This window comes from Prosthecobacter fluviatilis, from assembly GCF_042655725.1.
GTDB classification, from domain to species: Bacteria; Verrucomicrobiota; Verrucomicrobiia; order Verrucomicrobiales; family Verrucomicrobiaceae; genus Prosthecobacter; species Prosthecobacter fluviatilis.
On the sequence record NZ_JBHSMQ010000003.1, the window covers coordinates 654,165 to 675,737 of the forward strand.

Sequence of the window (21,573 nt, forward strand, 5' to 3'; positions counted from 1 at the left end):
GCCCCCTAGCCAGAACCTCCGCACTCCGCGATCCGCCGGGAGATGAAGGCGCGCTCCACGGGAAGGGTGGCGAGCTTGTGGGCCTGCCTGAAATCGGCGAGCGCAGTCTCGGTCTGGCCGAGCTCGGCTGCGAAGGTGCCACGGATGGCGTGGTAGAGATGGGAGATCTCCAGCAGGCTGCGCTGCCTGATGCTCTGAAGGGCATCTAGCCCGGCCTGCGGGCCATGCACACGCGCCACGGCCACGGCGCGGTTCATGGCGGTGACTGGAGAGCCGGTGATGGCGAGGAGCTGATCGTAGAGATGCAAGATGCGCGGCCAGTCGGTGGAGGAAGCCGTGGCCGCCAGGCAATGCGTGGCGGCGATGCTGGCCTCGATGTGATACACGCTGAGCACGCCACCCTGCGAGGCCTGGTGCAGGCAGGCAATGCCGCGCCGGATCATGGCCTGATCCCAGGCCGAGCGGTCCTGCTCATGCAGGCGCAGGAGGTGCCCCGCATCATCGGTGCGCGTGTGCAGGCGTGCGGCATTGAGCAGCAGGAGCGAAAGAAGGGCGAGGGCGCGTGGCTCCTGGGTGGAGGGATGCTCGGTAACCAGCGTGAGAAGCCGGATGGCCTCGTGGCAGAGGTCATCGCGCACGAGGCGGTCGCCGGTGGAGGCTTTGTAGCCTTCATTGAAAAGCAGGTAGAGGGTGTGCAGCACACCGCCTAGGCGTGCGGAGAGCTCCGCCGGCTCCGGCACGGCAAAGGGGAGCGCGAGCTCGCGGATGCGCTGCCGTGCGCGCACCAGGCGCTTGGCCACTGCGGCCTCGCTGGTGAGGAAGGCGGCGGCGATCTCGGCAGGGCTGAAGCCGCAGAGCGTGCGCAACGCCAGCGCCGTCTGCGCCTCTGCTGCGAGCTCAGGATGAAAGCAGACGAACATCATGCGGAGTGTGTCGTCGGCAAAGGTTTCGTGCTTCATGTCTTGGGCCGGTGAGGCAAGCCAGCGCGCCTGCTCCGCGGCGATGCCGTCCTGCTTTTCGTTCCAGAGCTGCTCACGCTGCAGGGCATTGAGCGCGAGGTTCTTCGCCACCTGCGTGAGCCATGCGGCGGGATTTTCAGGCACGCCACGGTATGACCAGGTCTGCAGCGCGCGCAGCAGGGCCTCCTGCACCACATCCTCCGCCAGCTGCAGCCGGTGTGTACCGAGGCGCGCGGTGAGCGTGGCGACCACCTTCGCGCCTTCGTGGCGAAAGAAGTGGGCGGCCACCTCACCTGCACTGGTGCCCTGCCGGCTCATGGCTCAGTCACAGGTGAGCGCGGCGATGCGGCGGACCTCCAGGCTGCCACCGTTGCCAAACATGGGAGATGACTCGGCAATGCGCACGGCTTCGTCCATCGATGCCACATTGAGGATGAAGAAGCCGCCCACGGACTCCTTGGATTCAGCGGCGATGCCGTCTGACACGAGGCCGGGACCGGAGACGATTTTTCCCTCCGGGGTCAGCGGCTGTGCGGCGCTGAAGATGCCTTTTTGGGTGAGGTCATCGATCCAGTCATAGACCGTCTTCATGTGGGCCTGCATTTCTTCGGCGGAGTGTCCGGCGCTGCATGAGCAGCCGCGGACGAGAAACATGTACTGATGGGTGGGTTCGGTTTTCATGGGTCTGAGCAGATGGGGCGAAGTTTGAGCGAGGATTTGTGGCGCAGGTGTTTCAGCAGCAGCTTCGCTGCGCAAATGATCCATGCGCTGATGCAAAGCACGGTGAGGGAGCGCATGAGGATGTGTGCTGAAGCGTAGGACATCGTGAAGCCGGTGCCGAGCGCCACATACGCCGCGAGGCACATGGGGCACTTGGGCATCAGAGCGAGCACCGTGCCCGGGAGCAGCCAGCCGGCAACTTTTCTCATGCGCCCAGCAGGTCTCGTGCTCTGACAGCAGCGCCGGAAGCTCATGCTCTGGCCTCCTCAGAGCGGCAGCCGCATTTGGAGGTTGTGCCAGAGTCATAGCGGTCGTGGTGGCGCACCCACTGCATGGTCCATTCGAGGCTGTCCTCGTCACGGCCTTTCGGCACCAGATCGAGAATGCGGTAGGTGCCCATCATGAGCTCCACGCCACGGCCATACACCGAGTAGGTGTGGTAGATGGTGCCATCGGTCTCCTTTTGGAAAACGCTGATGCCAGGCGCCTCCGTGCTGCCAAAGGGCTGCGCGGTGTAGTTGTAGTCCACCTTGCCGCTCTCCACCTCCTGCTCCGTGAACGAGACGTGGAAGTCGTGGTTGAAGTCGCTGCCGTGGGAGGACACCCAGCCGAAGCTCCAGCCCATGCGTTTCTTGAAGGACTCGATCTCCGCCAGCGGCGCACGGGAGACGGCCAGCATCGTGACATCTCGCGCGGCCAGGTGCGGCAGCATGCCGTCGGTGTGGTCGGCCATGTAGGAGCAGCTGGGGCAGCCCTCCTCCCAGCCGGGCCCGAGCATGAAGTGCTGGATGACGAGCTGGCTCTTTCCGCAGAAGAGATCCGCCAGCGAAACGCGGCCACCGCTGCTTTCGAACCGATAGTCCTTGTCGATCTTCACCCAGGGGAGGGCGCGACGCTTGGCGCTGATGGCGTCCATCTGCCGGGTGAGCTGCTTTTCCTCCGCGAGGAGCGCCTTCCGGGCTTCAAGCCATTCGGCCCGCGATGCGATGGTGTGTTTCGTTTTCATGGTCGTTGGTGGTGGGGGAGTGTGCGTGTTCGTTTTTGGTTTGTCCCGGTCTGCTGCAGCGTTCCGTTCAATGACACGACCAACGAACCCGCCCGCCGAGGACAGGGGAGGACAAGATTTATGAAAATGTTTTCCTGAGGCCGTGGCGGATGGCGACCATGTGATCAAAGACGGCCACGCCTGGAAGCGCTGACAGCTCCAGAAGACACTGCCTCACCGAAACAGCCTGGGCGCAAACTCCGTGAGATAATTGCGCCACACGGGCCACGAGTGATCTCCCGGTGTTTCATGCCATTCGTGATTCACGCCGGTGGTCTTGAGTTTTTCGATGAGCTGGTGGTTGCGCTCGAGCAGGAAATCTTTCTCTCCGCAGGCGATCCAGAGAAGCTTGAGTCTGGCGTTGGTGCCGGTGGCGTCATCGAGGGCGGGTTTGATCTCATTTTCATCCACCGCGCCGCTGAAGGAGCCGATCCAGGCGAAGCGGTCGAGGCTGGTCATGCCGATGCTGAGGGCCTGCCAGCCGCCCATGCTGAGGCCGGCGAGGGCGCGCTGCGAGGGGTCTTTGGAGACACGGTAGTGACTTTCCACGAGGGGGACGGCATCGGTGAAGAGTTCGTTTTTAAACGCAGCGAGCGAGAGGGCGCGGCGGTCGGCCATGTCACGCGGCACCTGGCCGAGGGGGTGGCCGTCGATCATGAGGATGATCATGGGCCTGGCTTTGCCGGCGGCGATGAGGTTGTCGAGGATCCAGTGCGCCTTGCCGTGCTGCACCCAGGTCTCGTGGCGGTCGCCGGAGCCGTGCTGCAGGACGAAGAGCGGGTACTCCTTCTGTGTGCCTGCTTCATAGCCGGGCGGGGTGTACACCCAGGCGCTGCGCTGCTTGTTGAGGGCTTTGGAAAGGTAGGTGTGCTGGTGCACGGTGCCGTGGGGCACGTCCTGAAAGTCCCAGGGATTGGGCGGTGTGCCGGGAATGTGCAGGATGCTGGAGGTGGGGCTGCGCTGCGGCTTTTGCGCGGGATTGGCGGGGTCGATCATCGTAAGGCCGTCAACCATGAAGCTGTACTCCCAGACACCTGCGGGGACAGCCGGCAGGGTGAGGGTCCAGAGTCCTTCGGCGTCTTTGGTCAGTTCGGCGGGTTCCTTGTTCCACTGGCCACGCAGGGCCACACTTTGGACTTTCGGCGCGCGCAGGCGGAAGGTGACGCTGTGATTTTCCAGCACTTCGGGCGAAATGACCGGCCCGTTTTTCTGCTGTGCGAGGGCGGTGCTGGCAGTGACAAAGACAAAGGCGAGACCGGGAAGGAGCTTCATGGTGAGGCGATGCTGGCATGAAGGGCGGCGGATGGGAAGCGTGAATGCAGCGCCGGGGTGGGCCGGGAGGAGGCATTATTTTTGAATGCTGCCGACGGGGTGGCGTCGAATTCAGGTGAACCCAATGCGATTATGAAAACAAAACTCCTTTTCCTCCTCATAGCGATCCTCTCGCTGGGGTCGCTCAGTTCGTGCTATTACGGCGGCTACGGGTACGGCTACAACTACTACCGGCCGTGGTACTACGGCGGCGGGTACGGCATTTACAACAACTACTACGGCAGGCCGGGCTACGCCTATGGCGGATACCGCGGGCCTCTGTACAGCCACGCCCACCCCGGCTTTGGCGGCTTCCATGGCGGCGGCATCAGCGGCCATTACGGCAGTTTTGGCGGCCACATGGGAGGCTTTCACGGGGGCGGCTTTGGCGGTCACCACCACTAACCAAAATCGGCGGACGACCTAGGGCGCCAAAGTTGTATTTTCTGACTCACCTGTCATTGCTTGCTGTGCCTGAAGAGATCCGGATGGATCTCATGCGAACCACTGCCCCCATGAAAACCAAACTGCTTGCTCTCCTGACGGTCGTTCTTTCTCTCAGCACCTTCAGTGCGTGCATGACTACCCCGAGCAGGAACGATGATGATGGTCCTCGTGTTCGCCGCAGCTTGGGTGGTTATCGTGGAGGCGGCCAGGGGGGAGGCTTTGGCGGGAACTTCGGCGGCTTCTAGAACGTGATGTCTGAGATGGCTCTCCGGAGAATGATCTCCGGGCCGCCGTGCAGCTATTCCAGCTCCTGCTTTGCGAGAGTGTGCGCAAAGGGGCTGGTGGAGGCGAGGTTGTACTGACGGATGGCGGTGGCCCAGAAGGGGGCCAGCTCATGGTCGGCGGCGCTCCAGATGCTGTAGTGCAGATTGGTGACGGTGTCGGTGTCGTGCATGAGCGCCTTGAGCTCCTGGGCATTGAGCGTCTGAGGCCCCTGGGTGATGAGCCTGTGGCTGATCTCCTTGAGGTAGGCGGATGACACCTCGATGGTGCGGCGGCGGCGCAGCAGGCTGACGTGGAGGCCGTTCACGTAGGGGTCCAGGCAGACCTGCATGAGGCCGTAGTGGCGCTCCAGCTCCGGGGGGAGCTGGCTGCGGTCTTTGATCTCCTCCAGATTTTGCTGCATGGTCTTCAGCACGGTGGGCGGCTCGTGCTCCTCCGGTGTGAGGAAGAGGCCGAGGCGCCGCCCGCTGCGACCGCTGGAAACGAGGGCGGCCACGAGGATGGAGATGACCAGGGAGAAGAGGATGGGGCTGATCCAGATGAGGAAGGCCTTGGAGACAAACCAGCCGACCACCGCCCAGGCGAGGCCGAGCAGCGTGACGCTGAGGAAGGTGAAGAGGATCTCGCTCCAGTTCAGGCCGCCATCAATTTTGCGGCGCTGGGTGACCCAGCTGACGCTTTTGCCGATGAGCGTGTACACCACGAAGCGCGAATGGAAAATCATGAGCACCGGAGCCATGAGGGTGAAGACCACGGTGTCGAGGAGGCTGCTGAAGAAGGTGAGGAAGCGCAGCCGGAGCGGCTTGAACATGCGGCCGGTGATGACTTCATCCAGCAGGATGACGGTCTTGGGCAGGAAGATGAGCATGGCGGTGACGGCCAGAAGAATGTGCTCGGCCAGGATGGCCTGCGGCTGCACGTGCGGCGTGCGGGTGGCGGCCAGGAAGGTGGCCAGCACCAGGAAGAAGAACCACAGCAGCGAGCTGACGTAGCTGAGGATGCCGTGGAGGAAATTGATGCGGCTCATCGGGTGCCAGCCTTTGGCAAAGAGCAGCCACAGGTGCTGCATGTTGCCCTGGCACCAGCGGCGGTCGCGCTTGAGCATGTCCACCAGCGTGGGGGGGCCTTCCTCATAGCTGCCGCGCGTGGTGGGCAGCAGGCGCACGGCGTAGCCGGCTTTGCGCATGAGCGCGGCCTCGACGAAGTCATGGCTGAGGATGTGGCCGCCGAAGGGGGCGTTTGCAGGCAGGGGCGGCAGCGCGCAGTGCTCGATGAAGGGTGCGAGGCGCAGGATGGCGTTGTGCCCCCAGAAATTGGCCTCGCCACACTGCCAGTAGTCGAGCCCGGCCATGAAGGGCGGGCCATAGAGGGCCTGGGCAAACTGCATGACGCGCCCGAGCAGCGTGTCTGCGGCGATCTGCTTCGGAAACGTCTGCACGATGCCGATGCCGGGATTCTTTTCCATGATGCGCACCATGTTGGTGAGCAGTGCGCCGGACATGAGGCTGTCCGCGTCGAGCACGACCATGTAGCGGTAGCGTTTGCCCCAGCGGCGGCAGAAGTCGGAGACGTTGCCGCTCTTGCGGTTGATCTGCTTGCGGCGGCGGCGGTAGAAGATGCGGCCGAAGGCCTTGAGCTGGCGGCAGAGCTCCAGCCAGGCGGTCTCCTCCTCGATCCACTGGCTGGCCTTGTCGGAGTCGCTGAGGATGAAAAAGTCAAAGTGCTTGGACTGCCCGGTGGCCTCCAGGGAGAGGTAGATGGAGCGCAGGCCCTCATAGACGCGCGTCACATCCTCATTGAAGACGGGCATGATGATGGCGGTGCTGGCCGTGATGGGCTGCTCGAAGTCATCCGCGCTGAGGGAGAGCCAGAGATTGAGCGGGTCCGGCTTGGGGCGGTTCATCAGCCACACGCCAAAGAGCGCGGTCCAGAAGCCGACATTGAGCTGGTAATACAGGGGGATGAAGACCAGCAGCAGGCCCCATTCGGAAAGGCGCATGCCGTTTTCCGAGAGGAAGATGTAGGAAAGCCAGGCGCCCACGATGGTGCCGAGGCCGACGAGGGAGAAAAAGGTGGCGCGGCGTGTGCGTGATACGTGCTTGGGCGGCATGCCGGCGGTCATCGCAATGTTCGCGGTCTGGCTGCCAACGGGGGTGCTCATCCGAAGAGGGAGTAAAGGTAGCCCAAGACGCTGCCGACAATGATGACGAGCACCGAGTAGCGCAGGATGGGATGACGGCCGAGGCGGTCAAAGGTGTCGTCGGCCACGTCGGTGAACATGCCGAGGTCGATGTCACGCGGGGTCATCTTGCTGACCTGCATGCCGGGGCCGGAGGTACGGATGGCGGAGCGCATGGCCTCGGCCATGTCTTCGGGCATGTTCTTCTCGTCCAGAAAGAACTGCGGCCAGCGCGAAGGGCCGCCGGCGAGGTGGAAGCCGAGGCGGCCCGTGGCCTCGAGCTGAGCTTCGTTGAGATTGAGGTCGCTGTAGATGGAGCCGAGCCACTCGCGCAGCATCACCCGGGCCTGCTCGATGGAGTGAGCCGTGGGCGTGCGCGTGGGATCCTTCGCATGGGCCTTGGCCGCGTTGCGCAGGGTTTCGAGAATGAGCTGCGTGCGGCGGATGCGGTTGTGAAGCTGATACGAGCGGAAATAATCCGCGAGGCGTGCATACGCCTCGTTCCATTCTTCCTCGGTGCCTGTCGCGGGGGCAAACTGAATGTTGACTGCTTCCATGGAGGTTCAAATCCGAACCGCATGGAGAATGCGCAGTTTTGATGCCGTGGAAAGCCCGGGATTGCGGTTTCCGCATTTTTGATCTTGTCAGCGCCAGGAGGCAGGCAACCGGGCAGAATGAATGCCTCCGCAACGCCCTACGCGATGACTTCCTGGATCAGGCGGCCGCCGTTGACGATGTCCACCGGACGCACGTTTTCGACGACGATGCGCTTGCTGGCGTTGATACCGAGCAGGCGGTACATCGTGCGGGCGAGGTCTTCGGGGCCGACGGGGTTTTCATCGGGCTCGCCGCCGAGGGCGTCGGACTTGCCATAGACGAAGCCTTTCTTCACGCCGCCACCGGCCATGGCCACGGAGAAGACGCGCGGGTAGTGGTCGCGGCCGTTGGTGCTGTTGATGCGCGGGGTGCGGCCAAACTCGGAGCTGACGAGCACGAGCGTGGTGTCGAGCATGCCGCGCTCATCGAGGTCTTTGATGAGGCGTGCAAAGGCCACGTCAAACTGCGGGGCCTGGCTTTCAAAGGCGCTCTTGATGTTGGAGTGGTGGTCCCAGCTGCCGAAGTTGACAGAGACCATGCGCACGCCTGCCTCGACGAGACGGCGGGAGAGCAGGAAGCGCTGGCCTGCGGCGTTGCGGCCGTACTCGTCGCGCAGCTTGTCGGGCTCGGCGTTGAGATTGAAGGCTTCGCGGGCCTTGTCAGAGCTGATGAGCTTGTAGGCGGCCTGGTAGAAATTGTCCATGGCGCTGAGGCCGTCGGATTTCTCCGTGGTACGGAAGTGCTCGTCCACGGCGGAGAGGAGATTGCGGCGGCGGTCAAAACGCTTCGCATCAACATCCTTTGGCGAGGCGAGATCGCGCACAGTGAAGCCTCTGTCCGCCGGATCGCTGCCGAGGGCAAAGGGGCCGTAGGCGCTGCTCATGTAGCCGCTGCCCTGGTCGGGCGCGATCATGTTGGGGACGGCGACGTAGGGCGGCAGGTTGTTGCGCGGCCCCTGCTCGTGCGAGATGATGGAGCCGAAGCTGGGGAATTTGATGGCCGGGCTGGGACGGTAGCCGGTGAACATGTTGTGCGTGCCGCGCTCGTGGGCCGCCTCCCCATGCGTGACGGAGCGGATGAGCGTGATCTTGTCGAGGATCTTGGCGATGTTGACAAACTGACCGCCGACGTACTCGCCGGTGGAGCCTTTCACCGGACTGAAAGGCCCGCGGTAATCGGGCGAGGCAAAGGGCTTGGGATCCCAGGACTCATGCTGCGCCATGCCGCCGGGGAGATAGATATGGATGATGGAGGTGGCGATGGGCTTGTAGCTTTCCACCGCCGGCATGGCCAGATCCGCCGCCTGCAGCTTGAGCAGATTGGGCAGGGTGAGGCCCAGCCCGGCCATGGCACCCACCTGCAAGAAGTCACGCCGACCCTGAGGGGTGGTGAAAAGGTTGCTGTGATTGCCGGAGCAGAGACGGTGCATTTTCATGGGACGGATGAGGTGAGTTAACACCCGAACCTACCACGGGAGAGAGGGGCATGTTGCGCCCGCAGGCCACTCTGCCAAGACAGGCGCAATGATGCGCAAGGGAGGCGCAAGGGGTGGGGAAACCCCCGCTCACTCCCACCCGCGCAGCTTCACATGCACCTGGGCCACGCGGCCCATGTAGTGGTCCATGGAGAAATCCTTCGCGGCTTTGAGCATGTGCGCCTTTGCCTTCTCGTTGTCCCCCGTGGCTTCATAGTAGAGGCCGAGGTAGAGGTGGGCGTAGCAGCGGTGATTGCGCAGGCGTTCGCCTTCACCCTCCTCGGCGGCTTTCAGCACGGCCTCCTCGCTGCCTTTGCCGGCGAAAAGTTCGTGCACCTGCTTCATGGGGATGCGGCTGTCGCCTTCGATGGGGATGAAGACCTTGCGTGCCGCCTCCACGCCCTCTCCTTTGGCGATGCAGAGGAAGTGCCACGCGGCGTTTTCCACGTCGTTGCCGTTCACCGTCTGGTGCACTTCAAACTGCTCGCGTCCGCCTTTGAAATCGCCCGCATAGTAGAGCGAGAGCCCGCGCTGCCAGAGCTGCGGCTTGGAATCCGGCACCAGCGCGATGAGCTTGTCGAACGCCGCCACGGATTCCTTTGGCTTTGCGGCAAAGAAGAAGTCCACGCCCTGGCGGAAGAGCTCGTTGGGCGTGTCTTCGGCGCGGAGCAGCGATGGAAGAACAAGGGCGGTGATGAGGGCTAGCAGAGGCTTCATGGGGATTTACAGAACATGACACAAGACGTCATGAACTCATGCAACCATGCAGACGGACGCAAGATGTCATCCGTGCCACATCAGGGGCGGCGGCGCCTCACCGCACAAAGCGCCAGCCCCATCAGCACCAGCACCGCGCGGCCGGGCTCCGGCACGACGACGTAGATGCGGCCGTCGGTGGCGAACTGGCTGACATCCCACTGCAGGCCGCCGGCCAGGGCGGGGAGAAGGCTGATGTCGGTGAAGTTCACGCTGCGGTTTCCGGTGGTGACGACATTCCAGTCCACCAGCTGGAACCAGGTGCCTTCGGTCCAGGTGGTGGAAAGGGTGCCGGTGTTGTTGCTGAGGGTGAGCGTGCCGCCGAGGGTGATCTGCTCATTGGAGAGGAACTTGAGGGTGTCGCTGTTGCTCGCACTGCCGGAGCCGAGGGTCACGCTGAAGAGATTGAAGCTCAGCGTGCCGCTGCTGGTGAGGCCGCCGTAGATGTCCAGGCGCTGGGCGGCGGTCTGCGTGCTGGTGCCGGGAGCGAGGGTGCCACCGACATTGACCAGATTCAGGGTGCCGGCCACGCCGACGATGCCATTGCCTGCCAGGGTGCCGCCGCTGTTCACAGTAAAGCCGCCACTGCCGAGAGTGGCGGTGCTCTGGCCGGTGTTGCCGGAGCCAACCTGCAGCACGCCGCCATTCACCACAGTGCCACCGGTGAAAGTGCTGACGCCGGTGAGCACCTGCGTGCCGGTGCCGGTCTTGACCAGCGCGAGTTTTGCGCCTGTGGCACCGTCTCCGGTGTAGGTGGACTCGTTCATGGAGGCGTTGCCCGCTGGCAGTGCGCCGTAGTCGCGCAGCACGCCGGCGAAGTTCCCATTCGCACCACCATTCCCCACCGTCAGGGTGGCGGTGGTGCCGGCGCGGTTGTTCTGCACAAAGTGGTTGGTGGCGCTGCTGCCGTTGAGCGCGCCGATGCTTTGGCTGGTGCCAAAGAGATCGAGGATGCCAATGTTTGCTGCCGTGGTGAAGTTGAAGTCATTGCTGCCTGCGCCCAGGGTGCCGCTGGCGGAACCGTCTGACATGCGAATGATGCCGCGGATGAGGTTCACCGCGCCGGTGAAGTCGTTGGCGGAGTTGGTCAGCGTGAGCACGCTGTAGCGGTCGGTGGGCGTGGTGTTGTTGTAGTTGTAAGTGCCGGTGCTGCCCTGGTATTCAAAGCCGCCCGCACCCGTGAGCTTGCCGGTGATCTTGATGTCGCGGCTGACGCCGCTGCTGTTGAAGCGGTTGGCGGCGATGGCGTTGTTGTCCATCAGCGTCACCTGCCCGGCGAGGGTGAAGGTGCGTGGCACGAGGCCGTTGGTGGGCTCGCCTTCATACTGCACGATGCCGCCATTGAGCGTGATCTTCTTGGTGATGGTGCCGGAGCTGCTGTAGCGCCGCAGCTCACCACGGAACAGCGTGGCGCCAGGCTTGCTGGCCTCGACGATGATGCTGTAGTTGTCGTCGCCGAAGTAGGTGCTGTCCGCATAGACGTGGGCCTGCTCGATGTAGATGTCCCGCACGTTCTGCGCGTTTCCTGCGGTGCTGACCGCCCAGCTCAGGCCGTTGGCGTTGACGAAGGTGATGTTGTAGCCGTTGGCATTGATGGCCGTGATGCCCCAGCGCGCTCCGGTGCTCAGGTAGCGGCCGGCAAAGGTGGTGTCTCCCGTCATGGTGATGAGGCTGAAGGGGGACGATGTCATGCTGGCAGCGCCCGAGGAGACCACCGCGCCGACGTAGCCGCCTGCGATGGTGCCGGAGGAATCTGCAACGCCCTTCCCTTCCACCAGCAGGTTGTACTTCACGGAGCTGTAGTTGCTGGCGTCCGCCCAGTTCACATCCAGCGTGGCACCGTTCTTGACGGTGATCTGCGAGCCGTTGGCTCCAAAAGGATTGGTGGCGTTCACAGCGGTGGCACCGCTTTTCAGAATACCAGCCTCTACCACGGTGCCGCCGGTGTAGCTGCTGCCTGCGGCCACGGTGAGGATGCCGGTACCCAGCTTGGTCAGGCCGCTGCTGCCGCTCAGCGCGGTGTCCAGCGTCACATTGAAGCCGTTCGTGTCCAGCCTCGCCATGTACCCGTAGTTAAGCGGGGCAAACAGGCTGGAATAGCCGCCGGTGATGGCCGCACCGTACCTGAGGGTGCCACCTTCAAACACCACCTTGCTGGTGCCAAAGGCGGCAGTCGTCGTCGCGAGCACCGTGCCCCCCTGCAGGCGGGTGACACCGCTATAGGTGTTGGCACCGCGCAGCTCCAGCACGCCGTCGCCAGTCTTGATCAGGCCACCGGTGACAGTGCCGGTCACATAGCTGCCTACGGTGCCGATGATGATGCCGTTCACCACGATGGGGGAGGTGGCGTCTGCATACCACTCCTTCTCGGTGCCGGTGAGGTCCACGGTGAGGCCGCTGCCCAAGGTGAACGTGGTGCCGCTGGTGTTGGACACCACGCGGTTCGTGCCGCTCAGGGTGAGCACGCTGCCGTTGGCAGAGTCAATCGTGGTGATGGTGCCGGTGGCGGACTGGAAAAGACTGCTGGCGGAGATGTTTTCGACCACACTGAGGGAGTTCGACGCACCGTTGCTGAAGACAGCGTTGGCACCTGTGACCCACTCCTGCAGCGAGACACCTGCGACGCCAGCATCATCCCAGGCGAGGTAACCTGGGGTCGTCTTCCACTCGGCGGTTCCGGTGAAGGAATCTGCGGGGTCGAACACTAGAGTCGGGGTGGCGGCTTTGGCGACGACGTAGATGCGGCCTTCAGTGGCGAGGCGGGAGAAATCCCACTGCACGAGTCCGCTGTTCAACGCGGGCAGCACCCAGCTGGCGGTGTTGTCCAGTGCCACGCTGCGGTTGCCCAAAGCAACATTGCCAAAATCAAACAACTGGAACCAGGTGCCCGCCGCCCAGGTGGTGGAGTCTCCCGCGCCCGCCTTGACGGTGATGTTGAGCACGCCGGTGCTGCCGAGGCTGAAAGAGGAACCTGCGAGAAAGGTGAGGAAGTCGCTGTTGGCCAGGCTGCCGGAGCCGCTGCTGGCGCCCCAGAGGTCAAAGGAAAGCGTGCCGGCCACATTCAGCGTGCCGTCCACGGTGAGGTACTGCAGCCCGGTCTGGGTGGAGGTGCCGACGCTGAGGGTGCCGCCCGAGGCGATGGTGCTGGTGAGTCCGGCGAAGCCGACGATGCCGTTGCCCTGCAGCATGCCGCCATTGTTCACGGTGAAGGAGCCAAAGCCCAAGCGTGCGGTGCTCTGCCCGGTGGCACCGGTGCCGATCTGCAAGGAGCCGCCGTTGATGGTGGTGCCACCGGTGTAGGTGCTCACATTGGTCAGCACCTGCTGGCCCGCGCCGGTCTTCACGAGGGCGAGTCTGGCGTTCGTGGCACCTTCGTTGGTGATGGCCGTGTTGTCTGCGGGCAGTGCGGCGTAGTCACGCAGCACGCCGGCAAAGCTGCCGCTGGCGCCGCCACTCCCCACGGTGAGGGTGGAGGTGGTGTTCTGCCGGTTGTTCTGGACAAAATGGAAGGTGGCGCTGGCACCGTTCAACGCGCCGATGCTCTGGCTGGTGCCAAACAAGTCGAGGATGGCCGGGGCGGTGGTGGTGTTGAAGCTGAAGTCATTGCTGCCGCCGCCGAGCTTGCCGCTGGCGGTGCCGTCGGACATGCGGATGACGCCGCTGTCCAGCTTGATGGTGCCGGTGAAGTTGTTGGTGCTGTTGGTGAGGTACAGCACGCTGTAGCGATTGATGGTGGCGGAGGTGGTGTAGGTGGGGTCCCAGTCCGTGAGCGCAGCGGTGGCACCGATGTAGCGGAAACCGCCTGAGCCGGTGATCTGGCCGGTCACCTTGGCATCACGCACGGAATAGGTGGCGGAGATGCGGTTGTCAGCCAGCGCCGAGACATTCAGCGTCATCTGGCCGCTCAGCGTGAAGGTGGAAACCGCACCGTAGTCGATCTTCACCCCGCTGGAACCCTGATAACCCTCCAGCGCCACCAGGCCGCCGGTGATGACGGTCTTCTTGGCCACCGTGCGGGTGCCCAGCCAGTTCCCCAGCTCGCCCCAGATGGTGGTCGAGCCCAGCGTGTTGGCATTGATGTAAATGGAAAAATTGTTGTCGCCGAAGTTGTCCTGGTCCGCCCACAGGCGGCCCTGCTCCAGGCGGATGTCTCCCACATACACGTTGTTGGCGGCGGCTCCGCGCCAGCTTACGGCGTTGCCGTTCACAATCGTGAGCGTGTAATACTGGTTGGCGATGACATTGCCGCCGGAGTCGCGCACGCGGGCGTCGATGTTGGCCGGCACACCATAGCGCGTGCCGGTGGTGCCAAGTCGGCCGGAGATGGTGGTGTCTCCGGTGAGGAGCATGCTGCTGAAGGCTGTGGAGGTGTTGTTGTAGCTGCCGGAGGAGGTGAGCGCACCGACGTAGCCGCCGAAGACGGTGCCAGAGGTGTCCGCCACGCCCTTGCCCTCGATGGTGAGCTGATACGTTGAGGCGTAGTTGGCGGCGTTGGTCCAGTTGAGGTCCAGCGTGGCGCCGTTTTTCACGGTGATCATGCTGCCATTGGCACCAAACGGATTGGCCCCCGTGCCCGCACCGCTGCTCAGGATGCCCGCCTCCACTGTGGTGCCGCCGGTGTAGGTGCTGCCTGCCGTCGTGGTGAGGATGCCGCTGCCCTGCTTGACCAGGCCGCCGGTGCCGGTGATCGCACTGCCGAGGGTGATGCTGAAGCCGTTGGTGTCGAGAATAGCGGCGCTGCCAGAGAGCGCGGCAAACTGGGTGGAAAGGCCGCCGGTGATGGCCGCGCCGTAGCGCAGCGTGCCGCCCTGAAACGTCAGCGTGCTGGTGCCCAGCGCGGTGGCATTTCCCACCTGCAGCACGCCGGCGCTGAGATAGGTGGCGCCGGAGTAATTGTTCGCTGCATTGAGCTGCAACACGCCTGCGCCTTCCTTGATCAGCCCGCCGCTCAGCGCGCCGCTGAGCGTGGCATTGACGATGATGTTGGAGCCGCTCGCTGCATTCCACCTTTGCGCCGCTCCTCCGGTGGCCGGGTTCTGCTGGATGGTGAGGCCGGAGGCAAAGGTGAGGTCTGCCCCGCTGCTGTTGGCCACCACCGGATTCGCACCGCCACCGGAAAGCGTGAGCGTCTGGCCGCTGCCGCCGATGGTCGTCTTCGTCCCGGCTCCGGACTGGCTGATGGATGCTGCATTGATGGCCTCGGTCAGCGTGACCAGATTGGCGGCGTTGCCATTGGAAAACTCGGCGCTGCTGGTGGAGATCCACACGCTGGGCGTGCCGGAATCTGTCCAGGCCTGCTCAGAGGTGTTCCAGTTGGCTGTGCCGTCCAAGTCTGCATATACCAGCACCGCCGCAGGTGCGGCGGTTTGGGCAAGCAGAAGGCTGGAGGCGGAGAATGCGAGGACGAGGCGACGAAGACGCGAAACGACGGACATGGGGGCTTTTTCGGAATGCGCGGGGGACGCGCAGTGGGGGAGGGGACTTTCGCCATAGTCCTTCCAACCCGGGTGTTCAACCTTGTTTGAAAACGCAGGAAATTCCCTGTGGCGGCTTCCGCTACGAGGCGTTTCTCCACTCCTTTATCCCGACCTTTTCACCACCATGCCAGCGGCAGCGGGAGGATGAGCGCCACGTCTGCCAGCACACGGTAGGCTTCCACGGAATAGCGTCGGCGCGCAGCCTGCACCACGGAGTGCAGCAGCACCGCGCCGAGGGCTGCGCGTGCGGGGCCAAACAACGAGTGCTGCAGCAGGCCCAGCTCAACACCCCAGAGCACCGCCAGCACAAAGCCCAGCGTGCCCAGCACCAGCCGTGCATGCCTGTGCTCGTCCTGCAGCCCGGCCTCGCGGCAGGTGATGCCATGCAGATTGCACCCAAAGAGAAGCGTCAGCAGCAGGCACTCCAGCACGGGCTCGGCGATGGTCTCCGGCATGGCGAAAAAGCGCGTGCTGGTGGTGCAGCCCATGGCAAAGAGCAGCGCGGCCGTGAGCTCCTTGGGCAGCACATTGCCCATGCGGATGTCGAGCTGCCGCAGAAAAGACAGGACCATCACCCCCAGCACCAAGAGGCTCAGCGTGAACTTGGTTCCGCTGGAGATCGGCATGCGGGAGAGGAGCAGGACGCCGCCCAGCCCGGCACAGGATACAAACACATCCCGCGAGACCCGGCTGCCCTGCGCGGACCACGAGGCCAGGTAGAGCGCCACAAGAAGCGCCAGCGCCAGCGCCTGCCACAGCACGCCCTGGGGAATGACGCAGAGAGCCATCCACCCCAAAAGCAGCAGCGCCGGCGGAATGACACCCAGCAGCAGCACACGGCGGTGGCGGTGGTAAAAGGCATGCCGCACATCCAGCTCGGCGACATTTTTCACCGCCAGGGTGTCCAGCGTGCGGTCCAGCAGGTAAACCACCCAGCAGGCGAGCGCCAGGCCTGCGCCCAGCAGCGGCGTGAGACGGATGCCATGCGCATGCGCGAGCGCCGCCTGCCACAGCACCGCCACGACGGGCGCCTCCAGGCTCAGCACATGCGGCCACAGCCACCAGGGCGTGCGCCGGACGTCTGCGGGTTCGCGGGCTGGAGTTTCGGCAGTCAAGGCCTCCCCTGTAGTGCGCAGCAGCCAAAGTGAAAAGGGAAAACCGACCGCACCCACAGGACCTGCGCCAAACTTTATGCTTGGCAGCTTAAACTTCGCGCTGCATCCGAAGTGGAGTTGCGGTGCCGATGGCACGCGGCACTTTGCACCCACCCCCTTTCATGATAGGCGACGACTACTTCGAACTGCGCTCACGCATCGGCACAGACCTCCTGGCTCTGACGGCCGCCCTGCGTGAATCCGGTGGCGACCCCGAATCTGCGGCGATCCTGGACAACCTCATCGCGAGCCTCAAGGAGCCGTTCGTTTTCGTCGTCGTCGGCGAGGTCAATGTGGGCAAGTCCACCTTTCTCAATGCGCTCTTCGGCCAGGATTTCTCCAGCACGGGCGTCGTGCCCACGACGGGCAAGATCCTCTTCTTCCGCCATGGCGAAGAGCACAGCGTCCAGCCCGTGACGCCCACGCTCGACGAGGTGTATGCCCCGGTCGATTTCCTGCGCGACTTCCACATCGTGGACACCCCGGGCACCAACTCCGTGGAAAACGAGCACCAGCTCATCACGGAGCGTTTTGTGCCCATCGCTGACCTCGTGATCTTCGTCTTCTCGGCGATGAACCCCTGGGGCGCCTCTGCGTGGCAGTTCCTGGAAAAAGTCCACCGGGACTGGATGCGCCACGTCATCTTCGTGCTCCAGCAGAGCGACCTGCGCAGCCCGGAGGAGATCCAGGTCATCACGGACTACATGGGCCAGCTAACACGCCAGCGCTTTGGCCGCGACTTCCCGCTCTTTGCGGTCTCCGCGAAGAAGGCCTTCCTCGCACGCGATGCCGGCATCGAGCGCGAGCGCCTGCTCCAGGACAGCGGCTTTCACGACCTGGAGGCGCACATCTCCTCCATCGTGCGCCACAACGCCGCACGCCTCAACAAGCTGGCCAGCACCATGCGCCTGGCGCGCCAGATCCTGAGCGACATGCGCGAGCGCCACGTGGCCAGCATGCACCAGGCGAAGCGCAGGACCGTGGTGCTGCAGGAGCTGCAGACCGAGCGCGAGATGCAGGTGGACCGCACGCTGAAAAAAATCCTCCCTGCGCTGGATGCCACCGAGCGCGACTACCACGAGTCCGTGCTGCGTGTGGCCGGCCTGGCCAATGACGCCCTGACCACACGCAAGGCCTTTCAGCGCAAAGACGCCGATGACGAGAGTGAAAACAGCGCCCGGCCGCAAAGCCTGGACCACCGCCTCTTTCAGGAGCTGCAGCACCGCACCGGCGACCGCTGGCGCCAGGTCTCCCTGGTGCTGGAGGAGGATGTGCACCAGTTCGAGCGCTACCTCTACGCCCAGGGCCGCGGCACCCTCTTTCCCCCAGACGTCTCCCTCCCCGCCCACGACTACGGCGAGGAGGAGAGCGAGCTGCGCCGCCGCTTTGGCACCCATGTGGACTCCTCGCTGCGCCGCTTTGTCATCGGGCTGAAGCTGGATGAAGACATCGAGCCCGGGCTGGAGAGCGCCCGCGTGACCGCGCGCTGGCTGCCCCGGCTGGTCGTCCCCGTCATTCTCGGCACCGCCCTGTGCGGCTGGCTGGATGACCTGACCAGCGCGGGCATCGCCCTCGGTGCCGGGCTGCTGCTCATGGCCGTGGTGTACCTCCTCACCCAGGTGAGGCTGGCCACCGCCCGCAACGCCATCCTGGACAAGCTGGAGGAGTCCTCCGCCAAGCTGCGCGAGATGCTCTCCAAGCAGGTGACCGAAGACGTGACGAACAGCTTCACCAAATTTCTCGACACGCTCAACCCCGCCCAGGCCAGCGCCGCGCAGCTGGAGCACGAGCAGGCCGCGCACGTCGCGCGCCTGCAGCAGCTCTCGGACTCCTTCAGCGTGATCGAAGAGCAGATCCGCGTCCTCATGCCCGCCGGCGGAAAGTAGAGGAAAGGGGAAGCTGGCAGTTGTTGACGATAGCTGGCGGTTGTTGGCAATGGTTTCCCAGCAGAGCAGGAAGACTGGTGCGTCCGTGGATCGGTGAATCAGTAGCCAGTGAGCCCGCGCTGAAGTAAATTCGGCCGTGCCGTCGGCTACCTCCTATGATGTGCCGTAGCGGTCCTGTCAGACCTATCCGCCCCACTCAACGCCCCCCGTATCTCCCCAAACGCGCCTCCCCCTCCTCAGCGTCTCCGGCCCTCCAAACAACCGCCAACCACAGCAAACCATCGCCAACCACAGCCAACTCTCCGCCTCGGAGCTCAAAGCCGCCCTCATCGCCGAGGCCCGCGCCTTGGGCTTTGACGACTGCCGCATCGCCCCTGCGCAGCCGGCGGCGCATCGTGCGCTGTTTGAGCAGTGGATCGCCGCCGGCAAGCACGGCGACATGGCCTGGCTGGCCCGCACCCCCGAGCGCCGCACCGACCCCACGCTCGTACTCCCCGGCGCCAAGAGCGTCATCGTCCTCGCGCTCAACTACTACCAAGGCGGCACCGCGTACCCCTCCGGCAAACAACCGCAAACCACTGCCAACAACCGCCAACAACCGCAAACTCCGTATAGGATCGCCCGCTACGCCTGGAACAACGACTACCACGACCTCATCCAGGACAAACTCCGCACCTTGAGTGACTTCCTCACCGCCCACGGCGGCACCCAGCGCCCCTATGTGGACACCGGCCCCGTCCTCGAGCGCGACTTCGCCAGCCTCGCCGGCCTCGGCTGGGGTGGGAAAAGCACCATGCAGATCCACCGCCACCTGGGCACCTGGTTCTTCCTGGCGGACATCCTCACCACGCTGGAGCTCCCGCCGGACAGCCCCGGCCCCGACCGCTGCGGCACCTGCACGCGCTGCATCGTCGCCTGCCCCACCCAGGCCATCACCGCCCCACGCAGCCTGGACGCGCGCCGCTGCATCTCCTACCTCACCATCGAGAGCAAAGGCGCCATCCCGCTGGAATTCCGCCGCGCCATCGGAGACCGCATCTATGGCTGCGACTCCTGCCTCGATGCCTGCCCCTGGAACCGCCACGCCCAGGCCTCCCACGAAGCCACCTTCCAAGCCCGCGCCAGCATCTTTGCGCACACCCTGCGCGACTTCCTCTCCCTCACCGACGAGACCTTCCGCGCCCTCTTTGCCAAATCCCCCATCAAGCGCATCAAACGCCCCGCCTTCCTCCGCAACGTCTGCGTTGCCCTCGGCAACACCGGCGGGCCCGAGGACCTGCCCGCGCTGGAGAAAGCAGCGGGGGATGAGAACCCGCTGATCTCCGAACACGCGGCGTGGGCCATCGCGGAGATCATGGCGCGCGCGGAAGCCAGCGGCCAAGCCGTTGGCCATGGTTTGCCGTAGTTGGCGGTGGTTCTCCAGAGCCTAACCAGTGCCGTAGCCGCCCTCCCTGAAACGAACGCCCCGGCGTCTCCGTCTCAGGCTCTCTGGCAGCCATCGCCAACCACAGCCAACCATCGCAAACGCGCCACAGGCGCCCCCATCCTTGACAGCCCTCCCGTCCCTGCTACCATCGCCTGCTCTCGACATCGAGAACGGCGAGGTAGCAAAGTGGTAATGCACTGGTCTGCAAAACCGGTATGCGCGGGTTCAATTCCCGCCCTCGCCTCCACCAACCTTCTCAAAAGGTTGCACAAGTCTCCCACGAAGCTCTGGCAAAAGTGCGCACCATGATCTAACTCTCTCGCCTCACTTGGTGATATGAGCAATGCCTACACCGTGCTTTGGAACAGCGACCGCATCAGGATCGCCCGGAAGCACGACCTCATCGGCAGGAGCATCGACTTTCTCTTTGGCGGCCCTCACACCACCCAGCCCAGTTTCATCCGCGCCGGGGTCAAGGCCGGAGAGATCATCTATCCCGTGGCGGTTCGAGACGGCGCCCTTCACATCCTCTCCCAGATACGCGTCAGGGCCATCCTCACGGTCGATGACTTCATCGCCGAGCACCCCGATCTCTATCCTCCCGAGGAGCGTCAGGGGCGGCGGGCTTTCGAGATCCTCGACCTCGGCGTCCAGCTCCACCCCTGGCTGCGCGCCCTCAACTGGACCGGTTCAGATCACGTCCTGCTCGCAGAGCGCTCCACCCCCTTCAGCCTCGAAACCGTCCTCCCCTCCGAGATGCTCACGCGCATGACCCTCCGTTTCAACAAAGTCGAAAGGCCCGTCAGCGGCGTGGCGGACGGACGCCTCACCACCACCGTCGGCCTCCAGGGCCTGTTTCGCCTGTCCTTCTCTTCCGCCGCGGACTTTGCCAGTCTGTATCAGGCGTGACCCCGAACAGAGAAAGGGGAAATGGGTGAGGGTGCAAAGTAGTGAAGCCAAGAAACCGAGTCTAACCCATGGCGACCGAAACTGAATACGATAAGGCCTTTGAAGAATTACTCGAGACCACTGCAACCTTGCTTCATTGGTCGCAGACTCTCAAAGAGCGGAGTATTTCTCGGACAGTTGTCCTCTTCTCGACGCTACTGCTCGAGGCGGCGGCCAACTGTTGCCTGATGTCGTTGAAGTTGCCCTCCGCATTGTACAACGATTTAGACAAGCTCCCCACAATGTCGAAGTTTGACTTCTACTTGTTTACCAGAAGCGGTGGAAAACGGGCCATCGATCGGAGGGCTAAATATGCACAGGACGCAGCGGACTTGAAGGTGCTTCGAGATTGCACAGTACACCCAAAGCGGTCACGGGTTGTATGGACTGACATCACCGACACCGAGCAACATGGAGAGAAGGATGTGACAAGCAGATTGAAAATTTCCCGAGCAATGGATGGTTGGACTATACAGGATGCCCTGACTTGTTTCAGAGTTGCTAATACTTTCCTCGAACACTTCTTTTTGGTCGATTGTAAGCTTACCCAGCGGGAGACGAAGGTTATTTTGCTTGCCCCTATCGTTGAATCAGAACCGGTGACAGAAATATACTGGCACCCTGACTCTGACTCACTCGCGTATGCAGCGAGGACTTGGAAGATTCCACTGCGATACGTGGGAATACGTCCTCGATAAGCATGTTGCGGTACATAAAAAATGCAGGCAATGACTCCTGATTAGGGCCAAGATGGATATAACTAATTCAATACCGGCGTGAATAAGATGCCAGGCATGAATGGCACTTGATTAAGGGCAGGATTCGTTTTTTGGCAGGTTCATTTACAGGCATATGTATTAAAATTTTTGTGTAACATTATTTGAACATTCCAACGATGCTTGAACTCCACTT

At 63.4% G+C, this 21,573-nt stretch carries 15 protein-coding genes and 1 tRNA gene; 5 read left to right on the forward strand and 11 right to left on the reverse strand.

Features of this window, described 5'->3' with window-relative positions; all coding sequences use genetic code 11:
• Window positions 1-5: 5 nt before the first annotated feature.
• The 5 genes from ACFQDI_RS11335 to ACFQDI_RS11355 form a co-directional block, all read right to left on the reverse strand.
• Window positions 6-1,277, reverse strand: a complete 1,272-nt coding sequence (locus tag ACFQDI_RS11335; protein WP_377166547.1) for an RNA polymerase sigma factor — start codon at window positions 1,275-1,277, stop codon at window positions 6-8.
• Between the two features lie 3 nt (window positions 1,278-1,280).
• Window positions 1,281-1,640: a YciI family protein gene (locus tag ACFQDI_RS11340; RefSeq protein WP_377166549.1), complete on the reverse strand. Its 360-nt coding sequence runs from the start codon at window positions 1,638-1,640 to the stop codon at window positions 1,281-1,283.
• The gene (locus ACFQDI_RS11345; RefSeq protein ID WP_377166551.1) at window positions 1,637-1,888 is read right to left on the reverse strand and encodes a hypothetical protein; all 252 of its coding nucleotides are present in this window, start codon (window positions 1,886-1,888) and stop codon (window positions 1,637-1,639) included. The genes ACFQDI_RS11340 and ACFQDI_RS11345 overlap by 4 nt, the downstream gene beginning before the upstream one ends.
• 41 nt (window positions 1,889-1,929) lie before the next feature.
• Window positions 1,930-2,685 (reverse strand): DUF899 domain-containing protein, encoded by a 756-nt coding sequence (locus ACFQDI_RS11350; RefSeq protein WP_377166553.1) that lies wholly within the window; start codon window positions 2,683-2,685, stop codon window positions 1,930-1,932.
• Between the two features lie 213 nt (window positions 2,686-2,898).
• Window positions 2,899-3,996, reverse strand: a complete 1,098-nt coding sequence (locus tag ACFQDI_RS11355; protein WP_377166555.1) for an alpha/beta hydrolase-fold protein — start codon at window positions 3,994-3,996, stop codon at window positions 2,899-2,901.
• 132 nt (window positions 3,997-4,128) lie between these two features.
• Between ACFQDI_RS11355 and ACFQDI_RS11360 the strand changes: the two genes are divergently transcribed.
• The gene (locus ACFQDI_RS11360; RefSeq protein ID WP_377166557.1) at window positions 4,129-4,440 is read left to right on the forward strand and encodes a hypothetical protein; all 312 of its coding nucleotides are present in this window, start codon (window positions 4,129-4,131) and stop codon (window positions 4,438-4,440) included.
• A gap of 340 nt (window positions 4,441-4,780) precedes the next feature.
• On the opposite strand, the gene mdoH is transcribed toward ACFQDI_RS11360, so the two are convergent.
• The 6 genes from mdoH to ACFQDI_RS11390 form a co-directional block, all read right to left on the reverse strand.
• Complete coding sequence (gene mdoH / locus ACFQDI_RS11365) at window positions 4,781-6,925, reverse strand: glucans biosynthesis glucosyltransferase MdoH (RefSeq protein WP_377166559.1); 2,145 nt, start codon at window positions 6,923-6,925, stop codon at window positions 4,781-4,783.
• Entirely contained in the window at window positions 6,922-7,500 is a 579-nt protein-coding gene (locus tag ACFQDI_RS11370) for a hypothetical protein (protein WP_377166561.1), read from the reverse strand. Before ACFQDI_RS11370 ends, mdoH begins: the two co-directional genes overlap by 4 nt.
• 137 nt (window positions 7,501-7,637) lie before the next feature.
• Entirely contained in the window at window positions 7,638-8,975 is a 1,338-nt protein-coding gene (locus ACFQDI_RS11375; protein ID WP_377166563.1) for a DUF1501 domain-containing protein, read from the reverse strand.
• A 129-nt stretch (window positions 8,976-9,104) separates the two neighbouring features.
• Window positions 9,105-9,731: a tetratricopeptide repeat protein gene (locus ACFQDI_RS11380; protein WP_377166565.1), complete on the reverse strand. Its 627-nt coding sequence runs from the start codon at window positions 9,729-9,731 to the stop codon at window positions 9,105-9,107.
• An 80-nt stretch (window positions 9,732-9,811) separates the two neighbouring features.
• A complete protein-coding gene (locus ACFQDI_RS11385) occupies window positions 9,812-15,205 on the reverse strand; it encodes a beta strand repeat-containing protein (protein WP_377166567.1) in 5,394 nt (1,797 codons plus the stop codon).
• Window positions 15,206-15,363: 158 nt separating this feature from the next.
• On the reverse strand, window positions 15,364-16,362 hold the full coding sequence (locus tag ACFQDI_RS11390) for a hypothetical protein (RefSeq protein ID WP_377166569.1): 999 nt from the start codon (window positions 16,360-16,362) through the stop codon (window positions 15,364-15,366).
• A 161-nt stretch (window positions 16,363-16,523) separates the two neighbouring features.
• Between ACFQDI_RS11390 and ACFQDI_RS11395 the strand changes: the two genes are divergently transcribed.
• From ACFQDI_RS11395 to ACFQDI_RS11410, 4 genes are all read left to right on the forward strand, one after another.
• Entirely contained in the window at window positions 16,524-18,287 is a 1,764-nt protein-coding gene (locus tag ACFQDI_RS11395) for a dynamin family protein (RefSeq protein WP_377166571.1), read from the forward strand.
• Window positions 18,288-18,615: 328 nt separating this feature from the next.
• Window positions 18,616-19,692 carry a tRNA epoxyqueuosine(34) reductase QueG gene (gene queG, locus ACFQDI_RS11400; RefSeq protein ID WP_377166581.1) on the forward strand — a complete coding sequence of 359 codons (1,077 nt, stop codon included), beginning with the start codon at window positions 18,616-18,618 and terminating at the stop codon, window positions 19,690-19,692.
• Between the two features lie 193 nt (window positions 19,693-19,885).
• Window positions 19,886-19,960, forward strand: a tRNA-Cys gene (locus ACFQDI_RS11405).
• Window positions 19,961-20,049: 89 nt separating this feature from the next.
• Window positions 20,050-20,622, forward strand: a complete 573-nt coding sequence (locus ACFQDI_RS11410; protein WP_377166573.1) for a hypothetical protein — start codon at window positions 20,050-20,052, stop codon at window positions 20,620-20,622.
• Window positions 20,623-21,573 lie beyond the last annotated feature (951 nt).